The organism is Pseudomonas mosselii, assembly GCF_005796105.1.
GTDB classification, from domain to species: domain Bacteria; phylum Pseudomonadota; class Gammaproteobacteria; order Pseudomonadales; family Pseudomonadaceae; genus Aquipseudomonas; species Aquipseudomonas mosselii_C.
In genome coordinates, this window is the sequence record NZ_VAUO01000010.1 from 88169 (window position 1) to 111940 (window position 23772).

A 23772-nucleotide genomic window follows, 5' to 3' on the forward strand; every position below is an offset into this window, starting at 1 on the left:
GAGCGGCGGATTCAGCCGGTCAGATGACCTCGCGGGAATCGCGCACCATGTCGACATGCGGGATGCCAGCTTCGAGGAACTCCTCGCTGACCACCCGGAAACCCAGGCGCTCGTAGAACGGCGTGGCATGGACTTGGGCGCTGAGCATCTGCTGCTTGAGGTCGCGATGTTGCGCCTCGCTGATGGCCGCGCGCATCAGCGCATCGCCCACGTGCAGGCCGCGCCAGTCCTTGAGGACCGACACCCGGCCAATAGTACCGTCGGGCAGCAGGCGCGCGGTGCCGATGGGGTAGTCGCCTTCCATTGCCAGGAAGTGCACGGCGGTGGGGTCTTCGGCGTCGAACTCAAGCTCCGGCGGCACGTGCTGCTCGGCAACGAACACAGCGCTGCGGATACGGTGGATGTCGGCGTTGTCCTTGTGCCAGTCCGCCAGGCGAACGCTGATCTTATTCGTCATTGGCAAACCCCAGGCTTCCTTGCTTGATGAGCTGGCAGATCAGCGTCAGACCTTCTTCATCGGCTATCCACTTGCTCAGGTTTTCGATGTGCAGGGCGTCAGCGGCGCAGATCAGCTTCAGCAGCGGGCGCAGGTGACCCGACAGCAGGCGGCTCTGGCCGCTGGCGAACAACAACAGGTCATCTTCGACCTCCGACCAAGCCATGCGCGCGCTTGGATTGCGGATCAGGATGGCGCCTTGCTCAAGGCTGTCGCGCAGCTCTTCTTCGCTCAGGGCTTCGCCGGTTACCAGCTCAGGGTAGCGCGGCTCAGTCATGAACTGGCCGAACCAGGTCAGCAGCAGGTCCTTGTCGTTCATGTGCTTGTCGATCAGCGCCTTGAGGCGGTCCAGGGCATCGTGCTGGATCTGGTGCGGATCGGCCGCAGGCGTGGCGTCGGCGTCGCTGTAGCGCTCTTCGTCGGGCAGGAACTGGCTGAGGAAGTCGGTGAAGTGGGTCAGTACCTCGGCAGCACTCGGAGCGCGGAAGCCGACCGAATAGGTCAGGCACTCGTCTTCGGCGATACCGTAGTGGGCCAGGCGCGGTGGCAGGTAGAGCATGTCGCCTGGCTCCAAGGTCCACTCTTCGCTCTGTTGGAAGTCGGCCAGGATGCGCAGGTCGGCGTGGTCGATCAGGGCGCTGTCGCTGTCGCACATCTGACCGACTTTCCAGGTACGCGTGCCGTCGCCTTGCAGCAGGAACACGTCGTAGTTGTCGAAGTGCGGGCCGACGCTGCCACCGGGGGCGGCGTAGCTGATCATCACGTCGTCGATACGCCAGCTGGGCAGGAAGCGGAACTCTTCGAGCAGTTCGGCCACTTCCGGGACGAACTGATCCACCGCCTGGACCAGCAGGGTCCAGTCACGTTCGGGCAGGTCGGCAAAGGCATCTTCGGCGAACGGACCGCGACGCAGTTCCCACGGACGCTCGCCGTGTTCGAGCACCAGGCGCGATTCGACCTCTTCCTCCAGCGCCAGGCCTGCCAGCTCGTCGGCATCGATGGGGCTGACGAAGTCGGGGAACGCTTGGCGTACCAGCAGCGGCTTTTTCTGCCAGTAGTCGCGCAGGAATTCACGGGCCGTCAGGCCGCCCAGCAGTTGCAGTGGAGTATCAGAATTCATGTTCAACCTATTGAAAAAACTTAGTTTTCGTACGGGAATAAAAACGCCCGGCGAGGCCGGGCGTTGTACGCGACGGATCGCTTAGATGCGTTTGGCCTGAGCCACTGCGTTGCCGATGTAGGTCGCAGGCGTCAATTGCTTGAGTTCTGCCTTGGCCTCGGCCGGTATGTCCAGGCCGTCGATGAAGGTCAGCAGCGCTTCAGGGGTGATGCCCTTGCCACGGGTCAGCTCCTTGAGCTTCTCGTAGGGGTTCTCGATGTTGAAGCGGCGCATTACCGTCTGGATCGGCTCTGCGAGGACTTCCCAGCAAGCGTCCAGGTCGGCGGCGATACGGGCGGCGTTGACTTCCAGCTTGCCGATGCCCTTGAGGCTGGCTTCGTAGGCAATGACGCTGTGAGCGAAGCCCACGCCCAGGTTACGCAGCACGGTGGAGTCGGTCAGGTCACGCTGCCAGCGGGAGATTGGCAGCTTGCTGGCAAGGTGCTGGAACAGTGCGTTGGCGATGCCTAAGTTGCCTTCGGAGTTCTCGAAGTCGATCGGGTTGACCTTGTGCGGCATGGTCGAGGAGCCGATTTCGCCGGCAACGGTCTTCTGTTTGAAGTAGCCCAGCGAGATGTAGCCCCAGACATCGCGGTCGAAGTCGATGAGGATGGTGTTGAAGCGGGCGATCGCATCGAACAGCTCGGCGATGTAGTCGTGCGGCTCGATCTGGGTGGTGTACGGGTTGAATTGCAGGCCCAGCTCGTCCTCGATGAAGGCACGTGCGTTGGCTTCCCAGTCGATCTGCGAGTAGGCCGACAGGTGGGCGTTGTAGTTACCGACGGCACCGTTGATCTTGCCCAGCAGCGGCACGGCGGCCACTTGGGCGATCTGGCGCTCCAGGCGATAGACCACGTTGGCCAGCTCTTTACCCAGGGTGGTCGGCGAAGCCGGTTGGCCGTGGGTGCGCGACAGCATTGGCACGTCGGCATGCTGGTGAGCCAGGGCGCGGATGGACTCGGCGATCTGGCGCATCAGCGGCAGCAGCACGTCGTCACGGCCAGCGCGCAGCATCAGGGCGTGGGACAGGTTGTTGATGTCCTCGCTGGTGCAGGCGAAGTGGATGAACTCGCTGACCTTGGCCAGCTCAGGCAGTTGCGCAGCCTGCTCCTTGAGCAGGTACTCGATGGCCTTGACGTCGTGGTTGGTGGTGCGCTCGATCTCTTTGACGCGTTCGGCGTGCTCGAGCTTGAAGTCAGTGGCCAGGCTGTCCAGCACGGCGTTGGCTTCGGCGCTGAAGGCCGGCACTTCGCCGATTTGCGGGTGGGCGGCCAGGCGCTGCAGCCAGCGTACTTCGACCAGGGCGCGGAAACGGATCAGACCGAATTCGCTGAAAATGGGGCGCAGGGCCTGGGTTTTGCCGGCGTAACGGCCGTCTACAGGGGAAACCGCAGTGAGCGAAGAAAGCTGCATGGGGTGTTCTCGGACAGTCAGGCTTTTGGAAGGGCGCATATCATACATGAAAAATGCGCCGGAGTCGGGTGGCTGACCAAAGGTCAGCCCGTGCAGGAGCGGTCTCGCGTGGCGAAAGGGCCCAGGATCTTGGTCGCGGCATCTATGGTCGGGACCGCTTCGCGCGCCTTTCGCGGCACAAGGCCGCTCCTACAGGTTTTGCGTCAATCAGCTGTGCGCATCATGCCGTACAGTTCTTTGAGCAGCTTGCGTCGGTTGAACACCAACTGCCAGCGGTGTCCGCCCAGTTGCCGCCAGAGGCGCGCGGCGCGAATACCGGCGAGCAGCAGGGCGCGGATTTTCGAGGCGTTGCTGGCCTGTTGCAGGAAGCGCATGTCGCCGTGCACCTGGATACGCTGGCGCAGGGTGCTCAGGGTGTCCTGGTACAAGGCTCCACTGGAAGCGATGACATTATCGTGAACCAGGCCGAAGTGCTCGGCCTGGGACTGGATCTGCGGCAGGCGGTTGCCGATGGTGTCGAGCAGGTCGCCGCGCTTGTTCAGCTGGCGCTCCAGGCCCAGCATCGACAGCGCGTAGCGCAGCGGCTCGCGTTGCAGGCTGCTGGGGTCGCGCTCTAAGGCGCCGACCAGCGCGCGGTAGCCGTCGCGCAGGTTGAGGTCGTCGCCGCCGAATACCTCGAGGGTATCCTTGGGGTCGCGCACCAGCAGGCTGCCGAGCATGCAGCCAATGTTGGCCTCGCTGGCCTGGCCGGTGCGGGCGATACGGTCCACCAGCACGGCAGCCTGGAACACGCCGCCCAGGGCGATCAGTTGCTCCTGCACGGTATTCATGGGCGCGGGCTCCACGGCTCGGCGACTTCGATTACACCGCCGCCCAGGCACACTTCGCCGTGGTAGAACACCACGGACTGGCCGGGCGTGACCGCGCGCTGCGGCTCGTCGAACACCGCGCGGTAGCCGCTGTCGGTTTGCTCCAGGGTGCAGTGCTGGTCGCCTTGGCGGTAGCGCACCTTGGCCGTGAGTCGGCGCGGGCTGGACAGGTCAATCGGGTTGACCCAGAAAATCTCCGAGGCCAGCAGGGCGCGGGAGAACAGCCACGGGTGCTCGTTACCCTGGCCGACCACCAGCACGTTGCGGGTCAGGTCTTTGTGCAGCACGTACCACGGCTCGTCGCTGGCGTCCTTGAGGCCGCCGATGCCCAGGCCCTGGCGCTGACCGATGGTGTGGTACATCAGGCCATGGTGGCGGCCGATTACCTCTCCGTCGGTGGTTTCGATGTTGCCAGGCTGGGCGGGCAGGTACTGCTTGAGGAAGTCACTGAAGCGGCGCTCGCCGATGAAGCAAATCCCGGTGGAGTCTTTCTTCTTGGCGGTGGCCAGGCCGTGTTTTTCGGCGATGGCGCGGACCTCGGGTTTTTCCAGCTCACCTACCGGGAACAGGGTACGGGCGATTTCCTTGCCGCCAACGGCGTGCAGGAAGTAGCTCTGGTCCTTGTTCGGGTCCAGGCCCTTGAGCAGTTCGGTGAGTGCGCCGGTGTCGCGGCGGCGTACGTAATGGCCAGTGGCGATCAGGTCGGCGCCCAGCGACATGGCGTAGTCGAGGAACGCCTTGAACTTGATTTCGCGGTTGCAGAGGATGTCCGGGTTGGGCGTGCGGCCGGCTTTGTACTCTTCGAGGAAATGCTCGAACACGTTATCCCAGTATTCTGCGGCGAAGTTGGCGGTGTGCAGCTTGATGCCGATACGGTCGCACACGGCCTGAGCGTCGGCCAGGTCTTCGCGGGCGGTGCAGTATTCGGTGCCGTCGTCCTCTTCCCAGTTCTTCATGAACAGCCCTTCCACCTGGTAGCCCTGCTCCATGAGCAGAAGGGCGGAGACGGAAGAGTCCACGCCGCCGGACATGCCGACGATGACGCGGGTCTTGGCGGGGTCTTTGAGTGCTGGGCTGGTCATGGTTACCGGTGTGTATCAGGGGGAAAAGCGCGGATTCTAGCAAACCCGCAGCGTGGCGTCAGTCGCGTAGCAGTGTGAGGCTGTGCAGCGGACCTGCCAGGTAATCGTCCAGGCAACGTGGCACCAGCTCGCTGCGCCAGCGCGTGGGCTCGGCCAGCAGTTCGTCGCGGGTCAGCCAGACGGAGCGCACGATGTCGCTATCCAGGGCCAGGTCCGGGTGATGGCGCAGCGGGCGGGCGGCGAAGCAGATGCGCTGGTAGGTCACGCCGTTGCTGGGGGCTGTATAGAGGTAGATGCCGACCACGCCGGTCAGTTCGACTTCCCAGGCGGTTTCTTCCAGGGTTTCGCGCAGGGCGGCCTGGGCCAGGGTTTCGTTCGCTTCGAGGTGCCCGGCCGGCTGATTGAAGACATGCTGGCCGGCCTTGAATTCTTCGACGAACAGAAACTTGCCGTCGTGCTCGACGATCGTGGCGACGGTGATGTGGGGTTGCCAGGTCATTAACAGCTCCTTCAGGGCGGATGCGGACACTGTGGGGGCGGGTTCACCCGCGAATGCGTAGGTGCAGCCACTGACGCTTTCGCGGGTGAACCCGCTCCCACAGGGGGCGCTCGCTGCCGGAAATCAGTGATCCAGAAAGCACAAACCCCGGTGCGTGGCCGGGGTTTGTGTTGTTACTTCAAGCGAACCTTACAGTGCTGCGATGGCGCTGTTCAGGGTCTGGCTTGGACGCATCACCTTGGCTGTCAGCTCGGCGTCCGGGGCGTAGTAGCCGCCGATATCGGCCGGTTTGCCCTGAACGGCGTTGAGTTCGGCGACGATGGTCGCTTCGTTCTCGGTCAGGGTCTTGGCCAGCGGTGCGAAGCGTGCCTGCAGTGCGACGTCGTCGCTCTGAGCAGCCAGGGCTTGGGCCCAGTACAGGGTCAGGTAGAAGTGGCTGCCGCGGTTGTCGATACCACCGACTTTGCGCGAAGGCGACTTGTTGGTGTCGAGGAACTTGCCGGTCGCCTGGTCCAGGGTGTTGGCCAGAACTTTGGCACGTGGGTTGTCGTAGGTGTTGCCCAGGTGCTCGAGCGAGGCGGCCAGAGCCAGGAATTCACCCAGCGAGTCCCAGCGCAGGAAGTTCTCTTCGACCAGCTGCTGTACGTGCTTCGGTGCCGAGCCGCCAGCACCGGTTTCGAACAAGCCGCCGCCGTTCATCAGCGGCACGATCGACAGCATCTTGGCGCTGGTGCCCAGTTCCATGATCGGGAACAGGTCGGTCAGGTAGTCGCGCAGCACGTTGCCGGTCACCGAGATGGTGTCCTTGCCTTCGCGGATGCGGGCCAGGGAGAACTTGATGGCGTCGACCGGCGCCAGAACACGGATGTCCAGGCCAGTGGTGTCGTGATCTTTCAGGTACTTCTGCACTTTCTCGATCATCACGCCGTCGTGGGCACGAGCCGGGTCCAGCCAGAACACCGCAGGCGTGTTGCTCAGGCGGGCGCGGTTGACGGCCAGCTTGACCCAATCCTGGATCGGCGCGTCCTTGGTCTGGCACATGCGGAAGATGTCGCCAGCTTCGACGTTCTGCTCCAGCACGACGTTGCCCTTGCTGTCGACCACGCGTACGACGCCGTCGGCCTTGACCTGGAAGGTCTTGTCGTGGGAGCCGTACTCTTCGGCTTTCTGCGCCATCAGGCCGACGTTCGGTACGCTGCCCATGGTGGTCGGGTCGAAGGCGCCATGCTGCTTGCAGTCTTCGATGGTGGCCTGGTAGATGCCGGCGTAGCAGCGATCTGGGATGACCGCCTTGGCGTCTTGCAGCTCACCTGCGGTGTTCCACATTTTGCCCGAGTCGCGAATCATGGCCGGCATCGAGGCGTCGACGATGACGTCGCTCGGTACGTGCAGGTTGGTGATGCCTTTGTCGGAGTTGACCATGGCCAGCGCCGGGCGTACGGCGTACAGGGCCTGGATGTCGGCTTCGATTTCGGCTTGCTTTTCAGCGGGCAGGTCTTTGATACGGGCGTACAGGTCGCCGATACCGTTGTTGGCGTTGAAGCCGACTTCGCTCAGGGCGTCTGCGTGCTTGGCCAGCACTTCGCCGTAGAACGCTTCGACGATCACGCCGAACATGATCGGGTCGGAGACCTTCATCATGGTGGCTTTCAGGTGTACCGACAGCAGTACGCCGGAGGCTTTGGCATCGGCGATCTGCTCGGCGATGAAGGCTTTCAGGGCTTTGCGGCTCATGGTGGCGCAGTCGACGACTTCGGCGGCCTTGACGGCGGTTTTTTCTTTCAGGACGGTGGTGGAACCGTCCTTGCCGACCAGCTCGATGCGCAGGCTGTCGTCAGCCTCGATCAGTGCGGCTTTCTCGCTGCCGTAGAAGTCGCCCTGGGTCATGTGGGCAACATGGGATTTGGAGTCGGCAGCCCAGGCGCCCATTTTATGTGGGTGCTTGCGTGCGTAGTTCTTGACCGACAGGGGGGCGCGGCGGTCGGAGTTACCTTCGCGCAGGACCGGGTTCACGGCGCTGCCCTTGATGCGGTCGTAGCGCGCGCGGGATTCTTTCTCTTCGGCGCTGGCCGGTTCGTCGGCATAGTCAGGGATGTTGAAGCCTTTGGCTTGCAGTTCCTTGATCGCGGCTTTGAGCTGCGGAACCGAAGCGGAGATGTTCGGCAGCTTGATGATGTTGGCTTCTGGAGTGGTGGCCAGTTGGCCCAGTTCCGCCAGGTGATCGCCTACCTGCTTCTCTGCGCCCAGATGCTCCGGGAACGCCGCGAGGATACGGCCAGCCAGGGAGATGTCGCGGGTTTCTACGGCGATGTCAGCCGAAGCGGTGAAGGCTTCGATGATCGGCAGCAGCGAGTAGGTGGCGAGGGCGGGGGCTTCGTCGGTGAAGGTGTAGATGATCTTGGAACGGGTGGGCATGCGGGTTAACTCTCTATGTGCTGAGCGTACTCGAGTCTCGAGGTGCGCAGGGTAGGCGCTTCGCCCTGGCGACGCCATGAGCGGATAGTCGAGAGGCTGCGAGCGGTGATGGTGGATGCATCAGTCGAGCGTCAAGTGCTGGGCTACGGTAACAACCCAGGCTTCTGGTCGTTCATGACCAAGGGCGAGCCGCATTTTCCAAGGGTTCGCCCCAGTGACCCTATGGTCGCGGCGCAGTATATCAAACCAAATGGCCTATTCAGCAAGGTCAAGTGCGATCACGCCATTTATAAGACCAAAGACGTAGCGACAATGTGGCGGGTTGTCGCACAGGGGCGGCGGCAAGCTTCGAGCTACGAGCGGCAAGCAGCATGGGCTGCGGGTCCGTTGGTCCTGCGAGTTTCGGGTCAGTGCAGTCGCTTGAGAGGCTTGCGAGCTGCTTGCCGCTTGCCGCCTCAAGCTTGCAGCTCGGAAAAGCTGGTTTAGGCTCATTGCAGCGCTCGATTTCCACTCACACCAGGAAAAGCGGAGTAGTGCAGCATGGGATACCAGAAGATCAAGGTTCCGACCGACGGCAGCAAGATCACCGTCAATGCGGACCATTCGCTCAATGTTCCCGACAACCCGATCATTCCCTACATCGAGGGCGATGGCATCGGCGTGGATGTCTCGCCCGTGATGATCAAGGTGGTGGACGCTGCCGTGCACAAGGCTTATGGCGGCAAGCGCAAGATCGCCTGGATGGAGGTGTACGCCGGCGAGAAAGCCACCCAAGTCTATGACCAGGACACCTGGCTACCCCAGGAAACCCTCGATGCGGTCAAGGAGTACGTGGTGTCGATCAAAGGTCCGCTGACCACGCCGGTCGGCGGCGGTATCCGCTCGCTCAACGTTGCCCTGCGCCAGCAACTGGATCTCTATGTGTGCCTGCGCCCGGTCGTGTGGTTTCAGGGCGTGCCGAGCCCGGTCAAGCAACCGGGCGATGTCGACATGGTGATCTTTCGCGAGAACTCGGAGGATATCTATGCCGGGATCGAGTGGAAGGCCGGTTCTGCCGAGGCGAACAAGGTGATCAAATTCCTCAAGGAGGAAATGGGCGTCACCAAGATCCGTTTCGACCAGGATTGCGGCATCGGTATCAAGCCCGTTTCGAAGGAGGGTACCCAGCGCCTGGTGCGCAAGGCCTTGCAGTACGTCGTCGACAACGACCGCGAATCGCTGACCCTGGTGCACAAGGGCAACATCATGAAGTTCACTGAGGGAGCCTTCAAGGACTGGGGCTACGAGGTGGCCAGGGATGAGTTCGGCGCCCAATTGCTCGACGCAGGCCCATGGATGAGGTTCAAGAATCCGAAAACCGGCCGTGAAGTGATCGTCAAGGACGCCATCGCCGATGCGATGCTTCAGCAAATCTTGCTGCGTCCGGCTGAGTACGATGTCATCGCCACGCTCAACCTCAACGGCGACTATCTGTCTGACGCGCTGGCGGCGGAGGTGGGGGGTATCGGTATCGCGCCGGGTGCCAATCTCTCCGACAGCGTGGCGATGTTCGAAGCCACCCACGGCACGGCGCCCAAATATGCCGGGCAGGACAAGGTCAATCCGGGCTCGGTGATCCTGTCGGCGGAGATGATGCTGCGGCATATGGGCTGGACCGAGGCGGCCGACCTGATCATCAAGGGGACCAACGGGGCAATTGCAGCCAAGACGGTGACCTACGATTTCGAGCGCCTTATGGAGGGTGCCACGTTGGTCGGCAGTTCAGGCTTTGGTGATGCAATGATCAAGCACATGTAGTGCACGAAAAAACCGGTCGCTGGCTGCGCCGTTGGCGACCGGTTGTTTTCTTTCAGCGCAGAGGTGTCAGGCTTTGACGGTGTCGCGCGGGCAAATGTCGGCTGCCGACTTGGCGACTTCCGTGATGCCGACCGTAATGCCTACTGCGTGCAGCCCCTTGGGTCCCTGGACGATGCTGAAGGTGACGGTCTGGCCGGCTTTGAGCGACTTGTAGCCCTCCATTTGAATCTCCGAGAAGTGGGCAAACAAGTCGTCTGTCTTGCCCTCCTCGTTGATGAATCCGTAACCCTTGGCATTGTTGAACCACTTGACTTTGCCGCTTGCCATCCCTATGTCCCTCTGCAAGGACTCCATCACTGGAGTATCATCCACGTCATCCGCATACGAACCATGCGAGAAAATCTGGTTGACTGCGCGGATCTTTATCGCCCACGGTGGGTTCTTATTGGTTGTAACACCGTTTTGCCGATAGTCAAGGTCACCCGGCGCCCACGCCGTACAAGGCCTGAGCGGTCAACCCACAACCTTAACGTGTCGATCATGATGAAATTCTTTCCATGCATGTACTCAGTAAGATTCGACTAACATTCAATCAGGATCGCCCGCAGTCGCATGAGGACGGGCATGAGGATGACGGCGCGGGCCTTGCGGTACAGGAGGCCAAGCCGCTTCTGCAGGCGCCACCGATGTATAAGGTGGTTTTGTTCAACGATGACTACACACCGATGGATTTCGTCGTCGAAGTGCTCGAGACGTTCTTCAATCTGAACCGCGAGCTGGCAACGAAGATCATGCTGACCGTCCATACCGAAGGGCGGGCAGTATGCGGATTGTTTACCCGGGACATCGCCGAAACAAAGGCCATGCAGGTCAACCAATACGCCAGGGAAAGCCAGCATCCGCTACTCTGTGAAATCGAGAAGGACGGTTAATCGCCGACCACTTGGGTATGAGGTGAAGCTATGTTAAACCGCGAGCTCGAAGTCACCCTCAATCTGGCCTTCAAGGAGGCCCGTTCTAAGCGTCATGAGTTCATGACCGTCGAACACCTGTTGCTGGCACTCCTTGACAATGAAGCCGCCGCGACCGTTCTGCGCGCCTGTGGCGCCAACCTCGACAAGCTCAAGCACGACCTGCAAGAGTTCATCGACTCCACCACGCCGCTGATTCCCGTGCATGACGAGGATCGCGAGACGCAGCCGACGCTTGGTTTCCAGCGGGTGCTGCAGCGTGCCGTGTTCCACGTGCAGAGTTCCGGCAAGCGCGAAGTCACTGGGGCGAATGTGCTGGTGGCCATTTTCAGCGAACAGGAAAGCCAGGCCGTGTTCCTGCTCAAGCAGCAGAGCGTGGCCCGTATCGATGTGGTCAACTACATCGCTCATGGCATCAGCAAGGTGCCTGGCCATGGCCCGCATACCGAAAACGACCAGGACATGCAGGACGAGGAGGGCGGTGAGTCGTCTTCGTCGAGCAATCCGCTGGATGCCTACGCCAGCAACCTTAACGAACTGGCCCGTGCCGGACGTATCGACCCACTGGTGGGGCGTGAGCAGGAGGTCGAGCGGGTCGCGCAGATCCTGGCGCGCCGCCGCAAAAACAACCCACTGCTGGTGGGCGAGGCTGGTGTCGGCAAGACCGCCATCGCCGAAGGCCTGGCCAAGCGCATCGTCGACGGGCAAGTGCCTGATTTGTTGGCGCAGAGTGTGGTCTACTCGCTCGACCTTGGCGCGCTGCTGGCCGGTACCAAATACCGTGGCGACTTCGAGAAGCGCTTCAAGGCGCTGCTCGGCGAGTTGCGTAAGCGCCCGCAGGCGATCCTGTTCATTGACGAGATCCATACCATCATCGGTGCCGGTGCTGCGTCCGGGGGCGTGATGGATGCTTCCAACCTGCTCAAGCCGTTGCTGTCGTCCGGCGATATTCGCTGCATTGGCTCGACCACCTTCCAGGAGTTCCGTGGCATCTTCGAGAAGGACCGGGCGTTGGCGCGGCGTTTCCAGAAGGTCGACGTCACCGAGCCGTCGGTGGAAGATACCGTGGGCATCCTGCGTGGACTGAAAGGGCGTTTCGAGAGCCATCACAACATCGAGTACAGCGACGAAGCCCTGCGCGCCGCTGCCGAACTGGCCTCGCGCTACATCAACGACCGGCATATGCCGGACAAGGCCATCGACGTGATTGATGAGGCCGGCGCCTATCAGCGTTTGCAGCCCGAAGCCAGTCGCGTCAAGCGCATTGATGTGCCGCAGGTCGAAGATATTGTCGCCAAAATCGCGCGGATTCCGCCCAAGCATGTCACCAGTTCCGATAAAGAGCTGCTGCGTAACCTGGAGCGTGACCTGAAGCTGACCGTATTCGGTCAGGACGCGGCAATCGACTCGCTATCCACCGCCATCAAGTTGTCCCGTGCCGGGCTCAAGGCGCCGGACAAACCAGTCGGCTCGTTCTTGTTCGCCGGCCCTACCGGGGTGGGCAAGACCGAGGTTGCCCGTCAGTTGGCCAAGGCGCTGGGGGTGGAGTTGGTTCGCTTCGACATGTCCGAGTACATGGAGCGCCACACCGTTTCGCGCTTGATCGGTGCACCGCCTGGCTATGTAGGGTTCGATCAGGGCGGTCTGCTGACCGAGGCGATCACCAAGCAACCGCACTGCGTATTGCTACTCGATGAAATCGAGAAGGCCCACCCGGAAGTCTTCAACTTGCTGTTGCAGGTGATGGACCACGGGACCCTGACCGACAACAACGGGCGCAAGGCCGACTTCCGTAACGTGATCCTGATCATGACCACCAACGCCGGTGCTGAAACCGCCGCGCGGGCCTCGATCGGCTTCACGCATCAGGACCACTCCTCCGATGCGATGGAAGTCATTCGCAAGAGCTTCACGCCGGAGTTCCGCAACCGTCTGGACACCATTATCCAGTTTGGTCGTCTGTCCCATGAGACGATCAAGAGCATCGTCGATAAGTTCCTCATCGAGCTGCAGGCGCAGTTGGAGGACAAACGTGTGCTACTGGAGGTTTCCGACGCTGCCCGTGGCTGGCTGGCGACCACCGGCTACGACGTGGCGATGGGCGCGCGGCCTATGGCGCGGTTGATCCAGGACAAGATCAAGCGGCCGTTGGCCGAGGAGATCCTGTTCGGCGAGTTGGCCGAGCATGGCGGTGTGGTGCACATCGACCTGCACGACGGCGAGCTGGTGTTCGACTACGAAACCACCGCTGAGGTGGCGTAAGGCCCAGGGTCGGGGTGCCTGCTTCCAGGTTGGGGGCGGGCGCCTGCGGCGCTGTTTCGTCCAGCCATGAAAAAGCCCGGCACTTGGCCGGGCTTTTTCATGGCTGGAGCTTAGCGCGCACGGTAGGTGATGCGGCCCTTGCTCAGGTCGTACGGCGTCAGTTCGACGCGGACCTTGTCGCCAGTCAGAATTCGGATGTAGTTCTTGCGCATCTTGCCGGAGATGTGCGCGGTAACGACGTGCCCGTTTTCCAACTCCACGCGGAACATGGTGTTGGGCAGGGTGTCGACGACAGTGCCTTCCATTTCGAAGCTGTCTTCTTTCGACATGCAGTAAAGCCCTCGGTATCCAGTGTTGGCCCGACGCGTGACTGCACCGGGCAAAAAAAGTGGCGTGAATTATGCCCGAAAATTGTGTTTCAAGCCAATGCTTTCAGTTGAGGCTGACCCAGCGTTGGTTGATCAGCAGTTCGATGGGGCGGTACTGAGTCTTGTAGTTCATTTTCTTGCAGTTCTTGATCCAGTAGCCCAGGTAGACCGCCTCCAGATCCTGGCGCAACGCTTCGGTGATTTGCCACAAGATGGCGAAACGACCCAGGCTTCGGCGCTCTTGATCAGGATCGTAGAAGGTGTAGACCGCCGACAGGCCGTTGGGCAGCAGGTCGCACACCGCTACGGCCATCAGGTGGCCTTCCAGGCGGAATTCGTAGAACCAGCAGAACGGCAAGTCGCGCACCAGGAACGTCGAAAACTGGTCGCGGCTGGGTGGGTACATGTCACCATCGGCGTGGCGCTGTTCGATGTAGCGCCGGTACAGGTCGAAGTATTCTTCTGTGAAGACGGGGCGCGCTGCGGTGACGCTGATATCGGCATTGCGCTTGAGGATGCGCCGCTGCTGGCGATTGGGGATGAAGCGCGCGGCGGGAATGCGTGCTGGCACACAGGCGTTGCAGTGCTGGCAGTGTGGGCGATAGAGGTGATCGCCGCTGCGCCGGAAACCCATTTCCGAGAGGTCAGCATAGACGTGCACGTCCATCGGCTGGCTCGGGTCGAGAAACAGCGTGGTGGCCTGCTCGTTCGGCAAGTAGCTGCAGGAGTGGGGTTGAGTGGCATAAAACTTCAACCGCGCCAGCTCTGTCATGATCAACCCCTTTTTGGGTGGGACTTTGTCTCTAAGTGTAAGCCAGCTCCGAAAAACTCGCCTAGGCAACCCAGGTGGCGGTGTTGGGCTTGTCCAGGTGCTGCGCCAGGTATTCGGCGAAGTCTGCCCGGCTGATGGCTCGGGCACCCAGGCTGTGCAGGTGATCGGTGGGCATCTGGCAGTCGATCAGCACGAAGCCTGCTTGCTTGAGATGCTCGACCAGGGTCGCGAAGCCCACCTTGGAGGCGTTGTCGGCGCGACTGAACATCGATTCCCCGAAGAACAGCTGGCCCATGGCCAGGCCATACAAGCCGCCGACCAGCTCGCCGTCCTGGCGCACTTCCACTGAATGAGCGATGCCGCGACGGTGCAGCTCGCAGTAAGCGGCGCGCATATCGTCAGTGATCCAGGTGCCGTCGGCGTAGGTGCGCGGCGCAGCGCAGGCGTCGATGACGGCGGCAAAGTCGCGGTCGAAACTGACCTGGTAGCGGCCCTGGCGCATCAGCTTGGCCAGCGAGCGTGAGACGTGCAGCTCGTGGGGCAGCAGCACGGTGCGCGGGTCTGGCGACCACCAGAGGATCGGTTGACCGTCCTGATACCACGGGAAGCAGCCATGCCGATACGCGGCGATGAGGCGCTCGGGCGTCAGGTCGCCGCCGACGGCAAGCAGGCCGTTGGGGTCGTGCAAGGCCTTTGCCAATGGTGGGAAGGTCAGTGAGTCGCGGGTCAGCCAGGTCAGCATGGGTCTTAAGCGGTGGGGGAGGGGAGGGCGACCAGCATGGCGCGTGCGCATTTCAGGGTCAATCGCCAGCAGGATCGGTTGCAGGTTGGCCTGCGAAGGCATCCGCTGTGCCGGTGTATTGATCAATCGCCAGGCACCATCTGCCGGATTTGCTGTCACACCTGTGCAAAAATACAGCATAAGCCTTTGTCACGAAAGAAAATGCGTGCTCAAATTGCAGCTATATGAAAGTAGCCCCCGTTCACGCCCCTGACGGCGTGCCGCCATGGCGGCTGGCGGGCAGTAATGTTAAAAGTAGTGATTTGTTGGCCAGTCACCGGTCAATCACTATTCGCGCAGGAATAGACGCGTTTTGAAGAAATCCACCGCAACTCCAGCTCCCTTGCCTGTGCCCCTGTGGCGGCAGCAGCTGCATTATCGCCTCAAGGAAGGCGCGCTGATCGCCGTTGGTGCGCTGTGCCTGTACCTGTGGATGGCACTGGTCACCTACGATACCTCCGACCCAGGCTTCAGCCACACGAGCAACGTCGAGCAGGTACAGAACGCCGCGGGGCGTGCCGGGGCCTACTTCGCCGACATCCTGTTCATGGTGCTCGGCTATTTCGCCTACATCTTCCCGCTGCTGCTGGCCATCAAGACCTGGCAGATTTTTCGCGAGCGGCATCAACCCTGGCAGTGGAGCGGCTGGCTGTTTTCCTGGCGGCTGATCGGCCTTGTGTTCCTGGTGTTGTCGGGGGCTGCGCTGGCGCACATTCACTTCCATCCGCCCGCGAGCATGCCGTTTTCCGCTGGCGGGGCGTTGGGCGAGAGTCTTGGCGATCTGGCACGTAGCCTGCTGAATGTGCAGGGTAGTACCCTGATGTTCATCGCCCTGTTCCTGTTCGGCCTGACGGTGTTCACCGATCTGTCCTGGTTCAAGGTGATGGACCTGACCGGCAAGATCACCCTCGACTTGTTCGAGCTGGTGCAAGGTGCGGCCAATCGCTGGTGGGAGGCGCGCAACGAGCGCAAACGCCTGGTGGCACAGCTGCGTGAAGTGGACGAGCCGATGCTGGACGTAGCGCCCATGGCCGCCGAGAAACGCGAGCCGATCAAGCCGCAAGCACGCGAACGCGCCGTCGAGCGGGACGAACCACCGGTTCGGCCCGTGGCGCCGCGCGAGCCCGTCGTACCTCGGGTGCAGCCGGCTGCACCGGCCATCGTGCCGCCGACCCCGGCTGCCGTGGTTGAGCCGAGCAAGCGGGTGATGAAGGAAAAACAGGCGCCATTGTTCGTCGACAGCGCCGTCGAGGGCACCCTGCCGTCGATTTCTATCCTCGATCCTGCCGAGCAGAAGAAGATCGAGTACTCGCCCGAGTCGCTCGCAGGCGTCGGTCAACTGCTGGAAATCAAACTCAAGGAGTTTGGTGTCGAGGTGTCGGTGGACTCTATCCACCCGGGCCCTGTGATCACCCGTTATGAGATCCAGCCCGCCGCAGGCGTCAAGGTCAGCCGTATCGCCAACCTGGCCAAGGACTTGGCCCGTTCCCTGGCCGTGACCAGCGTGCGAGTGGTCGAGGTGATCCCCGGCAAGACCACCGTGGGGATCGAGATTCCCAACGAGAACCGCCAGATGGTGCGTTTCTCCGAAGTGCTGTCCACTCCGCAGTACGATGAGCAGAAGTCCCCGGTCACGCTCGCCTTGGGCCACGACATCGGCGGCAAGCCGGTGATCACCGACCTGGCGAAAATGCCGCACCTGCTGGTGGCCGGTACCACCGGTTCCGGTAAGTCGGTGGGCGTGAACGCCATGATCCTGTCGATCCTGTTCAAATCCGGCCCGGAAGACGCTCGGTTGATCATGATCGATCCGAAGATGCTCGAACTGTCGATCTACGAAGGCATCCCGCACCTGCTGTGCCCGGTGGTCACTGACATGAAGGACGCGGCCAACGCCCTGCGCTGGAGCGTTGCCGAGATGGAGCGGCGCTACAAGCTGATGGCGGCCATGGGTGTGCGTAACCTGGCCGGCTTCAACCGCAAGATCAAGGACGCCCAGGAGGCTGGCGAGGTCATTCACGATCCGCTGTACCGTCGCGAGAGCATGGACGACGAGCCGCCCACCCTGAAGACCCTGCCGACCATCGTGGTGGTGGTGGACGAATTCGCCGACATGATGATGATCGTCGGCAAGAAGGTCGAAGAGCTGATCGCACGTATCGCACAAAAGGCCCGTGCCGCCGGTATCCACTTGATCCTGGCTACCCAGCGTCCGTCGGTGGATGTGATCACCGGCCTGATCAAGGCCAACATTCCGACCCGCATGGCGTTCCAAGTATCGAGCAAGATCGACTCGCGGACCATCATCGACCAAGGCGGCGCCGAGCAGTTGCTGGGCCACGGTGACATGCTCTACATGCCACCGGGCACCAGCCTGCCGATCCGTGTGCACGGTGCGTTCGTCTCCGACGACGAGGTCCACCGCGTCGTCGAAGCCTGGAAACTGCGTGGCGCCCCAGACTACAACGACGATATCCTCAATGGCGTCGAGGAGGCCGGTAGCGGCTTCGAGGGCGGCGCTGGTGGCGGTGACGGTGATGACTCCGAAAGCGACGCCTTGTACGACGAAGCCGTGCAGTTCGTACTGGAAAGCCGCCGGGCGTCGATCTCGGCGGTGCAGCGCAAGCTCAAGATCGGCTACAACCGCGCCGCTCGCATGATCGAAGCCATGGAAATGGCCGGTGTAGTCACCCCCATGAACAGCAACGGCTCGCGGGAAGTGATTGCCCCAGGCGGCCCGCGCGATTGACTATTTCCCTGCCGGGTGCAACCACGGCACCCGGCCCATTCACTGTTCTACGAGGATTTCCATGCGCATGATCCGCATGCTGTTGGTATCTGCCCTGGCCGCGGCCAGCCTGTCGGCCCACGCCGGGGAAAAGGATGTCCAGCGCCTGACCCAACTGCTCGAGAAGTCACAGACCATCGAGGCCAATTTCTCCCAGCTGACCATCGATGCCAGCGGCACCAGCTTGCAGGAGACGTCGGGCAAGATGACCGTCAAGCGCCCGGGCCTGTTCTACTGGCACACCGACGCGCCCCAAGAGCAGGTGGTGGTGTCGGACGGCAAGAACGTCACCCTATGGGACCCAGACCTGGAACAAGCCACCATCAAGAAACTCGATGTGCGCCTGAACCAGACCCCGGCGCTGCTGCTGTCCGGTGACGTGTCGAAGATCAGCCAGAGCTTCGACATCAGCTCGCTGGAGCAGGGCGAGGTCATGGACTTCACCTTGAAGCCCAAGACCAAGGACACCCTGTTCGACTCGCTGCGCGTGTCGTTCCGCAAAGGCCTGATCAACGAGATGCAACTGGTCGATAGCGTTGGTCAGCGCACCAACATCCTGTTCAACGGCGTCAAGGCCAACGCGCCTGTACCGGAAAGCCGATTCACCTTTGACATTCCCAAAGGTGCGGATGTCATCAAGGAGTAACCGGAGCCTGTGATGGACCTGTTTCGAAGCGAACCTGTCGCCCAGCCCCTGGCCGCCCGCTTGCGTCCGTCCAACCTGGATGAGTACGTCGGGCAGGAGCACCTGCTGGCGCGCGGCAAGCCGCTGCGCGAGGCGCTGGAGCAGGGTGCGCTGCATTCGATGATCTTCTGGGGGCCTCCAGGGGTGGGCAAGACTACGCTGGCGCGGCTGCTGGCACAGTTTTGCGATGCGCACTTCGAAACGGTCTCGGCGGTGCTGGCGGGGGTCAAGGAAATCCGCCAGGCCGTCGAGGTGGCCAAGCAGCAGGCCGGTCAGTATGGCCGGCGTACCATTCTGTTCGTCGACGAGGTGCATCGCTTCAACAAGTCGCAACAGGACGCTTTTCTGCCGTATGTGGAAGACGGCACGCTGATCTTCATCGGTGCCACCACCGAGAACCCTTCGTTCGAACTCAACAACGCACTGCTATCGCGGGCCCGGGTCTATGTGCTCAAGAGCCTCGACGAAGCGGCCCTGCGCAAGCTGGTGGAGCGCGCCCTGAGCGAGGAGCGCGGCCTGGGCAAGCGTAACCTGCGACTGGGCGATGACGCCTTTAAGATGCTCATGGCCGCCGCCGATGGCGATGGCCGGCGCATGCTCAACTTCCTCGAAAACGCCTCTGACCTGGCCGAGGACGGCGGTGATATCGGCGTCGAGCTGTTGCAAAGCCTGCTCGGTGATAGCCGTCGGCGCTTCGATAAGGGCGGCGAGGCGTTCTACGACCAGATTTCGGCGTTGCACAAGTCGGTGCGTGGCTCTAACCCCGATGGCGCGTTGTACTGGTACGCGCGCATGCTCGATGGTGGCTGCGACCCGTTGTATATCGCTCGTCGGGTGGTACGCATGGCCAGCGAGGATATTGGCAACGCGGACCCGCGCGCACTGAGCCTGTGCTTGGCGGCCTGGGACGTGCAGGAACGCCTGGGCAGCCCCGAGGGTGAGCTGGCCGTGGCTCAGGCGATTACCTATATCGCCTGTGCACCCAAGAGCAACGCGGTGTACATGGGCTTCAAGGCGGCCATGCGCGAGGCCGCCGAGCACGGCTCGCTGGAGGTGCCGCTGCACTTGCGCAACGCGCCGACCAAACTGATGAAGCAACTGGGCTATGGCGAGGAGTATCGCTACGCCCATGACGAACCCGATGCCTACGCTGCCGGCGAGGACTATTTCCCCGAGCAGCTCGAACCGCGCCAGTATTACCAACCGGTGCCACGTGGCCTTGAGCTGAAGATTGGCGAGAAACTGCGCCATCTGAGTGAACTCGACCGCAATAGCCCCCGTCAGCGGAGAAAACCGTGATTGCACTGATCGCTGCTGTGAGCGCTGGCGGTATCGCCGGCACCTTGCTGCGCTTTGCCACGGCCAATTGGGTCACCGCCCACTGGCCACGGCACTTCTATCTGGGTACGCTGGCGGTCAACTTGGTCGGCTGCCTACTGATCGGCCTGCTGTACGGCCTGTTCCTGCACAAACCCCTGGTGCCGGTCGAGCTGCGCGCCGGGCTGATCGTGGGCTTTCTTGGCGGCCTGACGACGTTTTCCTCCTTTTCGCTGGATACCGTGCGCTTGCTGGAAAGCGGGCAAGTCCCGCTAGCCTTGGGCTATAGCGCGATCAGCGTAATGGGCGGGCTGCTCGCCACCTGGGCGGGCCTTTCGCTGACCCGATTCTGAACCAACACCTACACATAACGAGAGAACGATATGCTCGATTCCAAACTGTTACGCGGCCAACTTCAGGAAGTGGCGGATCGCCTGGCCTCCCGTGGCTTCAGCCTGGATGTCGCGCGCATCGAGTCACTGGAAGAGCGCCGCAAGGCGGTGCAGACCCGCACCGAGCAGCTGCAGGCCGAGCGTAACGCCCGCTCCAAGTCCATCGGCCAGGCCAAGGCCAAGGGCGAGGACATCGTCCCGCTGATGGCTGACGTCGAGCGCATGGCCAACGAGCTGGCTGCTGGCAAGACCGAGTTGGACGCGATCCAGGCCGAGCTGGACGGCATCCTGCTGACCATTCCCAACCTGCCGGACGCCAGCGTGCCGGTGGGGGCCAGCGAAGACGACAACGTCGAAGTGCGCCGCTGGGGCACTCCAAAAGCTTTCGATTTCGAGATCAAGGACCATGTCGCCCTGGGCGAGATCAGTGGTGGACTGGATTTCGAAGCCGCCGCCAAGCTCTCCGGCGCACGTTTTGCCGTGTTGCGCGGCCCTATCGCTCGCCTGCACCGCGCACTGGCGCAGTTCATGATCAACCTGCACACCGGCGAGCACGGTTACGAGGAAGCCTATACCCCGTACCTGGTACAAGCTCCAGCCCTGCAAGGCACTGGCCAGTTGCCGAAGTTCGAGGAAGATCTGTTCAAGATCAGCCGTGAGGGTGAAGCTGACTTCTACCTGATCCCGACCGCCGAGGTGTCGCTGACCAACCTGGTGGCCGAGCAGATCCTCGACGCCAAGCAGTTGCCGATCAAGTACGTCGCCCACACCCCATGCTTCCGTAGTGAGGCTGGTGCTTCGGGCCGAGATACCCGGGGCATGATCCGCCAGCACCAGTTCGACAAGGTCGAGATGGTTCAGGTGGTGGAGCCGTCCAAATCCATGGAAGCCCTCGAAGGCCTCACTGCCAACGCCGAGCGCGTACTGCAACTGCTGGAGCTGCCATACCGCGTGCTGGCCTTGTGCACCGGCGACATGGGCTTTGGCGCGGTGAAGACTTACGACCTGGAAGTGTGGGTCCCGAGCCAGGATAAATACCGTGAGATCAGCTCCTGCTCCAACTGCGGCGACTTCCAGGCCCGTCGCATGCAGGCGCGCTGGCGTAACCCGGAAACCGGCAAGCCAGAGTTGGTGCATACCCTGAACGGCTCGGGCCTGGCGGTTGGGCGTACGCTGGTGGCGGTGCTGGAGAACTACCAGCAGGCCGACGGCTCGATCCGCGTGCCGGACGTGCTCAAACCCTACATGGGCGGCCTTGAGGTGATTCGCTGATATGGACTACCTGCCGCTATTCCACAAGCTGCAGGGGGCGCGCGCGCTGGTCGTCGGCGGTGGCGAGATCGCGCTGCGTAAGGCGCGCTTGCTGGCCGATGCCGGGGCTGCGCTGCGCGTGGTGGCGCCGCAGGTCGACGACCAGCTCGCCGCCTTGGCCCGCGAGGTTGGGGGCGAAGTGTTGGTGCGCGGATACCAGTCCAGCGATGTCGCAGGCTGCCGTCTGGTCATCGCGGCCACCGACGATCCTGCGCTCAACGCCCTGGTTTCTGCCGACGCCCAAGCGCTGAGCGTGCCGGTCAACGTGGTGGATGCGCCGGCCCTGTGCACGGTGATCTTTCCAGCTATCGTCGACCGTTCACCTCTGGTGGTGGCGGTGTCCAGCGGTGGCGACGCGCCGGTACTGGCACGGCTGATCCGCGCCAAATTGGAGGCCTGGATTCCTGCGGCCTACGGAGAATTGGCGGGGCTTGCCGCGCGCTTTCGCGAAAAGGTCAAGGGCCTGTACCCGGACGTCAACCAGCGTCGCGGCTTCTGGGAGAGCGTGTTCCAGGGCCCGATTGCCGAGCGCCAGTTGGCTGGGCAGGGCGCTGAGGCCGAGCGCCTGTTGCAAGCGATGGTCGACGGTGCGCCTGTGCAGCAAGGCGGTGAGGTGTACTTGGTCGGTGCAGGCCCGGGCGATCCTGACCTGCTGACCTTCCGCGCCTTGCGCTTGATGCAGCAAGCTGACGTGGTGCTGTATGACCGCTTGGTGGCTCCGGCCATCATCGAGATGTGCCGGCGTGATGCCGAGCGTATCTATGTCGGTAAGCGCCGTGCTGACCACGCCGTACCGCAAGACCAGATCAACCGCCTGTTGGTGGACCTTGCCCAGCAGGGCAAGCGCGTGTTGCGCCTGAAGGGGGGCGATCCGTTCATCTTCGGCCGTGGTGGCGAGGAGATCGAGGAACTGGCCGAACAGGGTATCCCGTTCCAGGTCGTACCGGGCATCACCGCCGCCAGCGGCTGCTCGGCCTATGGTGGAATTCCGCTGACCCACCGTGACTACGCCCAGTCGGTGCGTTTCGTAACCGGGCACCTGAAGGACGGCACCAGCAACCTGCCTTGGAACGACTTGGTGGCGCCTGCGCAGACCCTGGTGTTCTACATGGGCCTGGTGGGCTTGCCGACCATTTGCGCCGAGCTGATCCGCCATGGGCGCGCGGCTAGCACGCCAGCGGCGCTGGTGCAGCAGGGCACAACCCGCAACCAGCGGGTGTTCACCGGGACGTTGGCGGATTTGCCAGCGTTGGTGGCCCAGCATGAAGTGCATGCGCCGACCCTGGTGATCGTCGGGGAAGTGGTGCAATTGCGTGACAAGCTGGCGTGGTTCGAAGGGATGCAGCAAGACAGTTGAACCGCATGGGCCGCTGTGCGGCCCATCGCGCCCCCGGCACGGCAGGCGCGATTGATGCGTGCATGCCGCTCAGTCGGCCTGCCAGATTCCCTTGCCCGGCAACCGCTCGCGATCATGCGGCTGGTTGAAGTCCTGCAGCGGGCCCTTGGGCACGATACCGGTCGGGTTGATGGTCTTGTGGCTCATGTAGTAGTGCTTCTGGATATGCTGCATGTCCACCGTATCCGCAACACCTGGCCACTGATACAGCTCGCGCAGCCAGTTGGAGAGGTTCGGGTAGTCGCTCAGGCGGCGCAGGTTGCACTTGAAGTGGCCGTGGTACACCGCATCGAAGCGCACCAGCGTGGTAAACAGGCGTATGTCGGCCTCGGTCAGGTATTCACCGGCCAGGTAACGCTGCTGGCCGAGCAGGGCATCGAGGTGATCCAGTTCGTTGAATACATCGTCGAACGCCGCCTCGTAGGCGTCTTGCGTGGTGGCGAATCCGGCGCGGTACACGCCGTTGTTCACTGCCGGATAGATGCGCTCGTTGAGCGCATCGATGGTCGCGCGCAGCGGGGCGGGATAGAGGTCCAGGGTATTGCCGGTCAGTTCGTCGAAGGCCGAGTTGAAGATACGGATGATCTCGGCCGACTCGTTGTTGACGATGCGTTTTTCCTGTTTGTCCCACAGCACCGGCACGGTCACACGGCCGGTGTAGTGCGGGTCGTCCTGGGTGTAGCGCTGGTGCAGGTACTGCAAGGCGTCCAAGTGGTCGCCGGTGGAGCCGTTCTGCCGGTCGAAGGTCCAGCCGTGCTCGCCCATCAGCCAGCTCACCACCGACACATCGATCAGCGGTTCCAGGCCCTTGATGGCGCGCAAGATCAGGGTGCGGTGGGCCCATGGACACGCCAGCGATACGTACAGGTGGTAGCGACCTGCCTCGGGGGCGGGCAGTGCGTTACGACGCTGTGCGTTTTCACGCTTGAAGGCACCGTCCTTGCCGTTCTCATACCACTGATCGTGCCAGTGGCCCTCGATCAAAAGGCCCATGCTGAA

21 protein-coding genes are annotated in these 23772 nt (G+C 62.3%); 9 read left to right on the forward strand and 12 right to left on the reverse strand.

Going from position 1 to position 23772, the window contains the following annotated elements; all coding sequences use genetic code 11:
* Positions 1 to 19: 19 nt before the first annotated feature.
* The 7 genes from FEM01_RS19180 to FEM01_RS19210 all read right to left on the reverse strand — a co-directional run bounded on the left by FEM01_RS19180 (position 20) and on the right by FEM01_RS19210 (position 7933).
* Positions 20 to 457 (reverse strand): GNAT family N-acetyltransferase, encoded by a 438-nt coding sequence (locus tag FEM01_RS19180; protein ID WP_138221050.1) that lies wholly within the window; start codon positions 455 to 457, stop codon positions 20 to 22.
* On the reverse strand, positions 447 to 1616 hold the full coding sequence (locus FEM01_RS19185) for a cupin domain-containing protein (RefSeq protein ID WP_138221051.1): 1170 nt from the start codon (positions 1614 to 1616) through the stop codon (positions 447 to 449). Before FEM01_RS19185 ends, FEM01_RS19180 begins: the two co-directional genes overlap by 11 nt.
* Positions 1617 to 1697: 81 nt before the next feature.
* Positions 1698 to 3068: an adenylosuccinate lyase gene (gene purB, locus FEM01_RS19190; RefSeq protein WP_138221052.1), complete on the reverse strand. Its 1371-nt coding sequence runs from the start codon at positions 3066 to 3068 to the stop codon at positions 1698 to 1700.
* A 203-nt stretch (positions 3069 to 3271) separates the two neighbouring features.
* Complete coding sequence (hflD, locus tag FEM01_RS19195; protein WP_138221053.1) at positions 3272 to 3898, reverse strand: high frequency lysogenization protein HflD; 627 nt, start codon at positions 3896 to 3898, stop codon at positions 3272 to 3274.
* Complete coding sequence (gene mnmA / locus FEM01_RS19200; RefSeq protein ID WP_138221054.1) at positions 3895 to 5019, reverse strand: tRNA 2-thiouridine(34) synthase MnmA; 1125 nt, start codon at positions 5017 to 5019, stop codon at positions 3895 to 3897. The genes hflD and mnmA overlap by 4 nt, the downstream gene beginning before the upstream one ends.
* A 58-nt stretch (positions 5020 to 5077) precedes the next feature.
* Positions 5078 to 5518, reverse strand: a complete 441-nt coding sequence (locus FEM01_RS19205; protein WP_138221055.1) for an NUDIX hydrolase — start codon at positions 5516 to 5518, stop codon at positions 5078 to 5080.
* A 189-nt stretch (positions 5519 to 5707) separates the two neighbouring features.
* The gene (locus FEM01_RS19210; protein WP_138221056.1) at positions 5708 to 7933 is read right to left on the reverse strand and encodes an NADP-dependent isocitrate dehydrogenase; all 2226 of its coding nucleotides are present in this window, start codon (positions 7931 to 7933) and stop codon (positions 5708 to 5710) included.
* A 540-nt stretch (positions 7934 to 8473) separates the two neighbouring features.
* Between FEM01_RS19210 and icd the strand changes: the two genes are divergently transcribed.
* Positions 8474 to 9730, forward strand: a complete 1257-nt coding sequence (icd, locus tag FEM01_RS19215) for an NADP-dependent isocitrate dehydrogenase (RefSeq protein WP_138221057.1) — start codon at positions 8474 to 8476, stop codon at positions 9728 to 9730.
* Positions 9731 to 9796: 66 nt separating this feature from the next.
* Here icd and cspD read toward each other — a convergent pair whose 3' ends face one another.
* Positions 9797 to 10057: a cold shock domain-containing protein CspD gene (cspD, locus tag FEM01_RS19220; protein ID WP_138221058.1), complete on the reverse strand. Its 261-nt coding sequence runs from the start codon at positions 10055 to 10057 to the stop codon at positions 9797 to 9799.
* A gap of 230 nt (positions 10058 to 10287) precedes the next feature.
* Here cspD and clpS point away from each other — a divergent pair, with 230 nt between their 5' ends.
* Both clpS and clpA read left to right on the forward strand, forming a co-directional pair.
* Positions 10288 to 10662 carry an ATP-dependent Clp protease adapter ClpS gene (clpS, locus tag FEM01_RS19225; protein ID WP_138221059.1) on the forward strand — a complete coding sequence of 125 codons (375 nt, stop codon included), beginning with the start codon at positions 10288 to 10290 and terminating at the stop codon, positions 10660 to 10662.
* Positions 10663 to 10692: 30 nt separating this feature from the next.
* Complete coding sequence (gene clpA / locus FEM01_RS19230) at positions 10693 to 12963, forward strand: ATP-dependent Clp protease ATP-binding subunit ClpA (RefSeq protein WP_138221060.1); 2271 nt, start codon at positions 10693 to 10695, stop codon at positions 12961 to 12963.
* A gap of 110 nt (positions 12964 to 13073) precedes the next feature.
* Here the strand turns inward: clpA and infA are convergent, their stop codons facing one another.
* The 3 genes from infA to aat all read right to left on the reverse strand — a co-directional run bounded on the left by infA (position 13074) and on the right by aat (position 14845).
* A complete protein-coding gene (infA, locus tag FEM01_RS19235) occupies positions 13074 to 13292 on the reverse strand; it encodes a translation initiation factor IF-1 (protein ID WP_002553999.1) in 219 nt (72 codons plus the stop codon).
* A 103-nt stretch (positions 13293 to 13395) separates the two neighbouring features.
* A complete protein-coding gene (locus FEM01_RS19240; RefSeq protein ID WP_138221061.1) occupies positions 13396 to 14103 on the reverse strand; it encodes an arginyltransferase in 708 nt (235 codons plus the stop codon).
* Between the two features lie 61 nt (positions 14104 to 14164).
* Complete coding sequence (gene aat, locus FEM01_RS19245) at positions 14165 to 14845, reverse strand: leucyl/phenylalanyl-tRNA--protein transferase (protein WP_138221062.1); 681 nt, start codon at positions 14843 to 14845, stop codon at positions 14165 to 14167.
* A 352-nt stretch (positions 14846 to 15197) separates the two neighbouring features.
* On the opposite strand from aat, the gene FEM01_RS19250 reads away from it, so the two are divergent.
* The 6 genes from FEM01_RS19250 (at position 15198) to cysG (ending at position 22734) form a co-directional block, all read left to right on the forward strand.
* On the forward strand, positions 15198 to 17633 hold the full coding sequence (locus tag FEM01_RS19250; RefSeq protein ID WP_138221063.1) for a DNA translocase FtsK: 2436 nt from the start codon (positions 15198 to 15200) through the stop codon (positions 17631 to 17633).
* Positions 17634 to 17694: 61 nt separating this feature from the next.
* Positions 17695 to 18318 carry an outer membrane lipoprotein chaperone LolA gene (lolA, locus tag FEM01_RS19255; RefSeq protein ID WP_138221064.1) on the forward strand — a complete coding sequence of 208 codons (624 nt, stop codon included), beginning with the start codon at positions 17695 to 17697 and terminating at the stop codon, positions 18316 to 18318.
* 12 nt (positions 18319 to 18330) lie between these two features.
* The gene (locus FEM01_RS19260) at positions 18331 to 19656 is read left to right on the forward strand and encodes a replication-associated recombination protein A (RefSeq protein WP_138221065.1); all 1326 of its coding nucleotides are present in this window, start codon (positions 18331 to 18333) and stop codon (positions 19654 to 19656) included.
* A complete protein-coding gene (crcB, locus tag FEM01_RS19265; RefSeq protein WP_138221066.1) occupies positions 19653 to 20027 on the forward strand; it encodes a fluoride efflux transporter CrcB in 375 nt (124 codons plus the stop codon). Before FEM01_RS19260 ends, crcB begins: the two co-directional genes overlap by 4 nt.
* A gap of 30 nt (positions 20028 to 20057) precedes the next feature.
* Entirely contained in the window at positions 20058 to 21338 is a 1281-nt protein-coding gene (serS, locus tag FEM01_RS19270) for a serine--tRNA ligase (protein ID WP_138221067.1), read from the forward strand.
* 1 nt (position 21339) lies between these two features.
* On the forward strand, positions 21340 to 22734 hold the full coding sequence (cysG, locus tag FEM01_RS19275) for a siroheme synthase CysG (protein ID WP_138221068.1): 1395 nt from the start codon (positions 21340 to 21342) through the stop codon (positions 22732 to 22734).
* Between the two features lie 69 nt (positions 22735 to 22803).
* On the opposite strand, the gene FEM01_RS19280 is transcribed toward cysG, so the two are convergent.
* Positions 22804 to 23766 carry a glutathione S-transferase family protein gene (locus tag FEM01_RS19280; RefSeq protein ID WP_138221069.1) on the reverse strand — a complete coding sequence of 321 codons (963 nt, stop codon included), beginning with the start codon at positions 23764 to 23766 and terminating at the stop codon, positions 22804 to 22806.
* Between the last annotated feature and the right edge of the window lie 6 nt (positions 23767 to 23772).

Bases quoted from the DNA above. Each gene is read 5' to 3' on its own strand.
- FEM01_RS19180 (WP_138221050.1), bottom strand. From the start codon at position 457: ATGACGAATAAGATCAGCGTTCGCCTGGCGGACTGGCACAAGGACAAC.
- FEM01_RS19185 (WP_138221051.1), bottom strand. From the start codon at position 1,616: ATGAATTCTGATACTCCACTGCAACTGCTGGGCGGCCTGACGGCCCGT.
- purB (WP_138221052.1), bottom strand. From the start codon at position 3,068: ATGCAGCTTTCTTCGCTCACTGCGGTTTCCCCTGTAGACGGCCGTTAC.
- hflD (WP_138221053.1), bottom strand. From the start codon at position 3,898: ATGAATACCGTGCAGGAGCAACTGATCGCCCTGGGCGGCGTGTTCCAG.
- mnmA (WP_138221054.1), bottom strand. From the start codon at position 5,019: ATGACCAGCCCAGCACTCAAAGACCCCGCCAAGACCCGCGTCATCGTC.
- FEM01_RS19205 (WP_138221055.1), bottom strand. From the start codon at position 5,518: ATGACCTGGCAACCCCACATCACCGTCGCCACGATCGTCGAGCACGAC.
- FEM01_RS19210 (WP_138221056.1), bottom strand. From the start codon at position 7,933: ATGCCCACCCGTTCCAAGATCATCTACACCTTCACCGACGAAGCCCCC.
- icd (WP_138221057.1), top strand. From the start codon at position 8,474: ATGGGATACCAGAAGATCAAGGTTCCGACCGACGGCAGCAAGATCACC.
- cspD (WP_138221058.1), bottom strand. From the start codon at position 10,057: ATGGCAAGCGGCAAAGTCAAGTGGTTCAACAATGCCAAGGGTTACGGA.
- clpS (WP_138221059.1), top strand. From the start codon at position 10,288: ATGCATGTACTCAGTAAGATTCGACTAACATTCAATCAGGATCGCCCG.
- clpA (WP_138221060.1), top strand. From the start codon at position 10,693: ATGTTAAACCGCGAGCTCGAAGTCACCCTCAATCTGGCCTTCAAGGAG.
- infA (WP_002553999.1), bottom strand. From the start codon at position 13,292: ATGTCGAAAGAAGACAGCTTCGAAATGGAAGGCACTGTCGTCGACACC.
- FEM01_RS19240 (WP_138221061.1), bottom strand. From the start codon at position 14,103: ATGACAGAGCTGGCGCGGTTGAAGTTTTATGCCACTCAACCCCACTCC.
- aat (WP_138221062.1), bottom strand. From the start codon at position 14,845: ATGCTGACCTGGCTGACCCGCGACTCACTGACCTTCCCACCATTGGCA.
- lolA (WP_138221064.1), top strand. From the start codon at position 17,695: ATGCGCATGATCCGCATGCTGTTGGTATCTGCCCTGGCCGCGGCCAGC.
- FEM01_RS19260 (WP_138221065.1), top strand. From the start codon at position 18,331: ATGGACCTGTTTCGAAGCGAACCTGTCGCCCAGCCCCTGGCCGCCCGC.
- serS (WP_138221067.1), top strand. From the start codon at position 20,058: ATGCTCGATTCCAAACTGTTACGCGGCCAACTTCAGGAAGTGGCGGAT.
- cysG (WP_138221068.1), top strand. From the start codon at position 21,340: ATGGACTACCTGCCGCTATTCCACAAGCTGCAGGGGGCGCGCGCGCTG.
- FEM01_RS19280 (WP_138221069.1), bottom strand. From the start codon at position 23,766: ATGGGCCTTTTGATCGAGGGCCACTGGCACGATCAGTGGTATGAGAAC.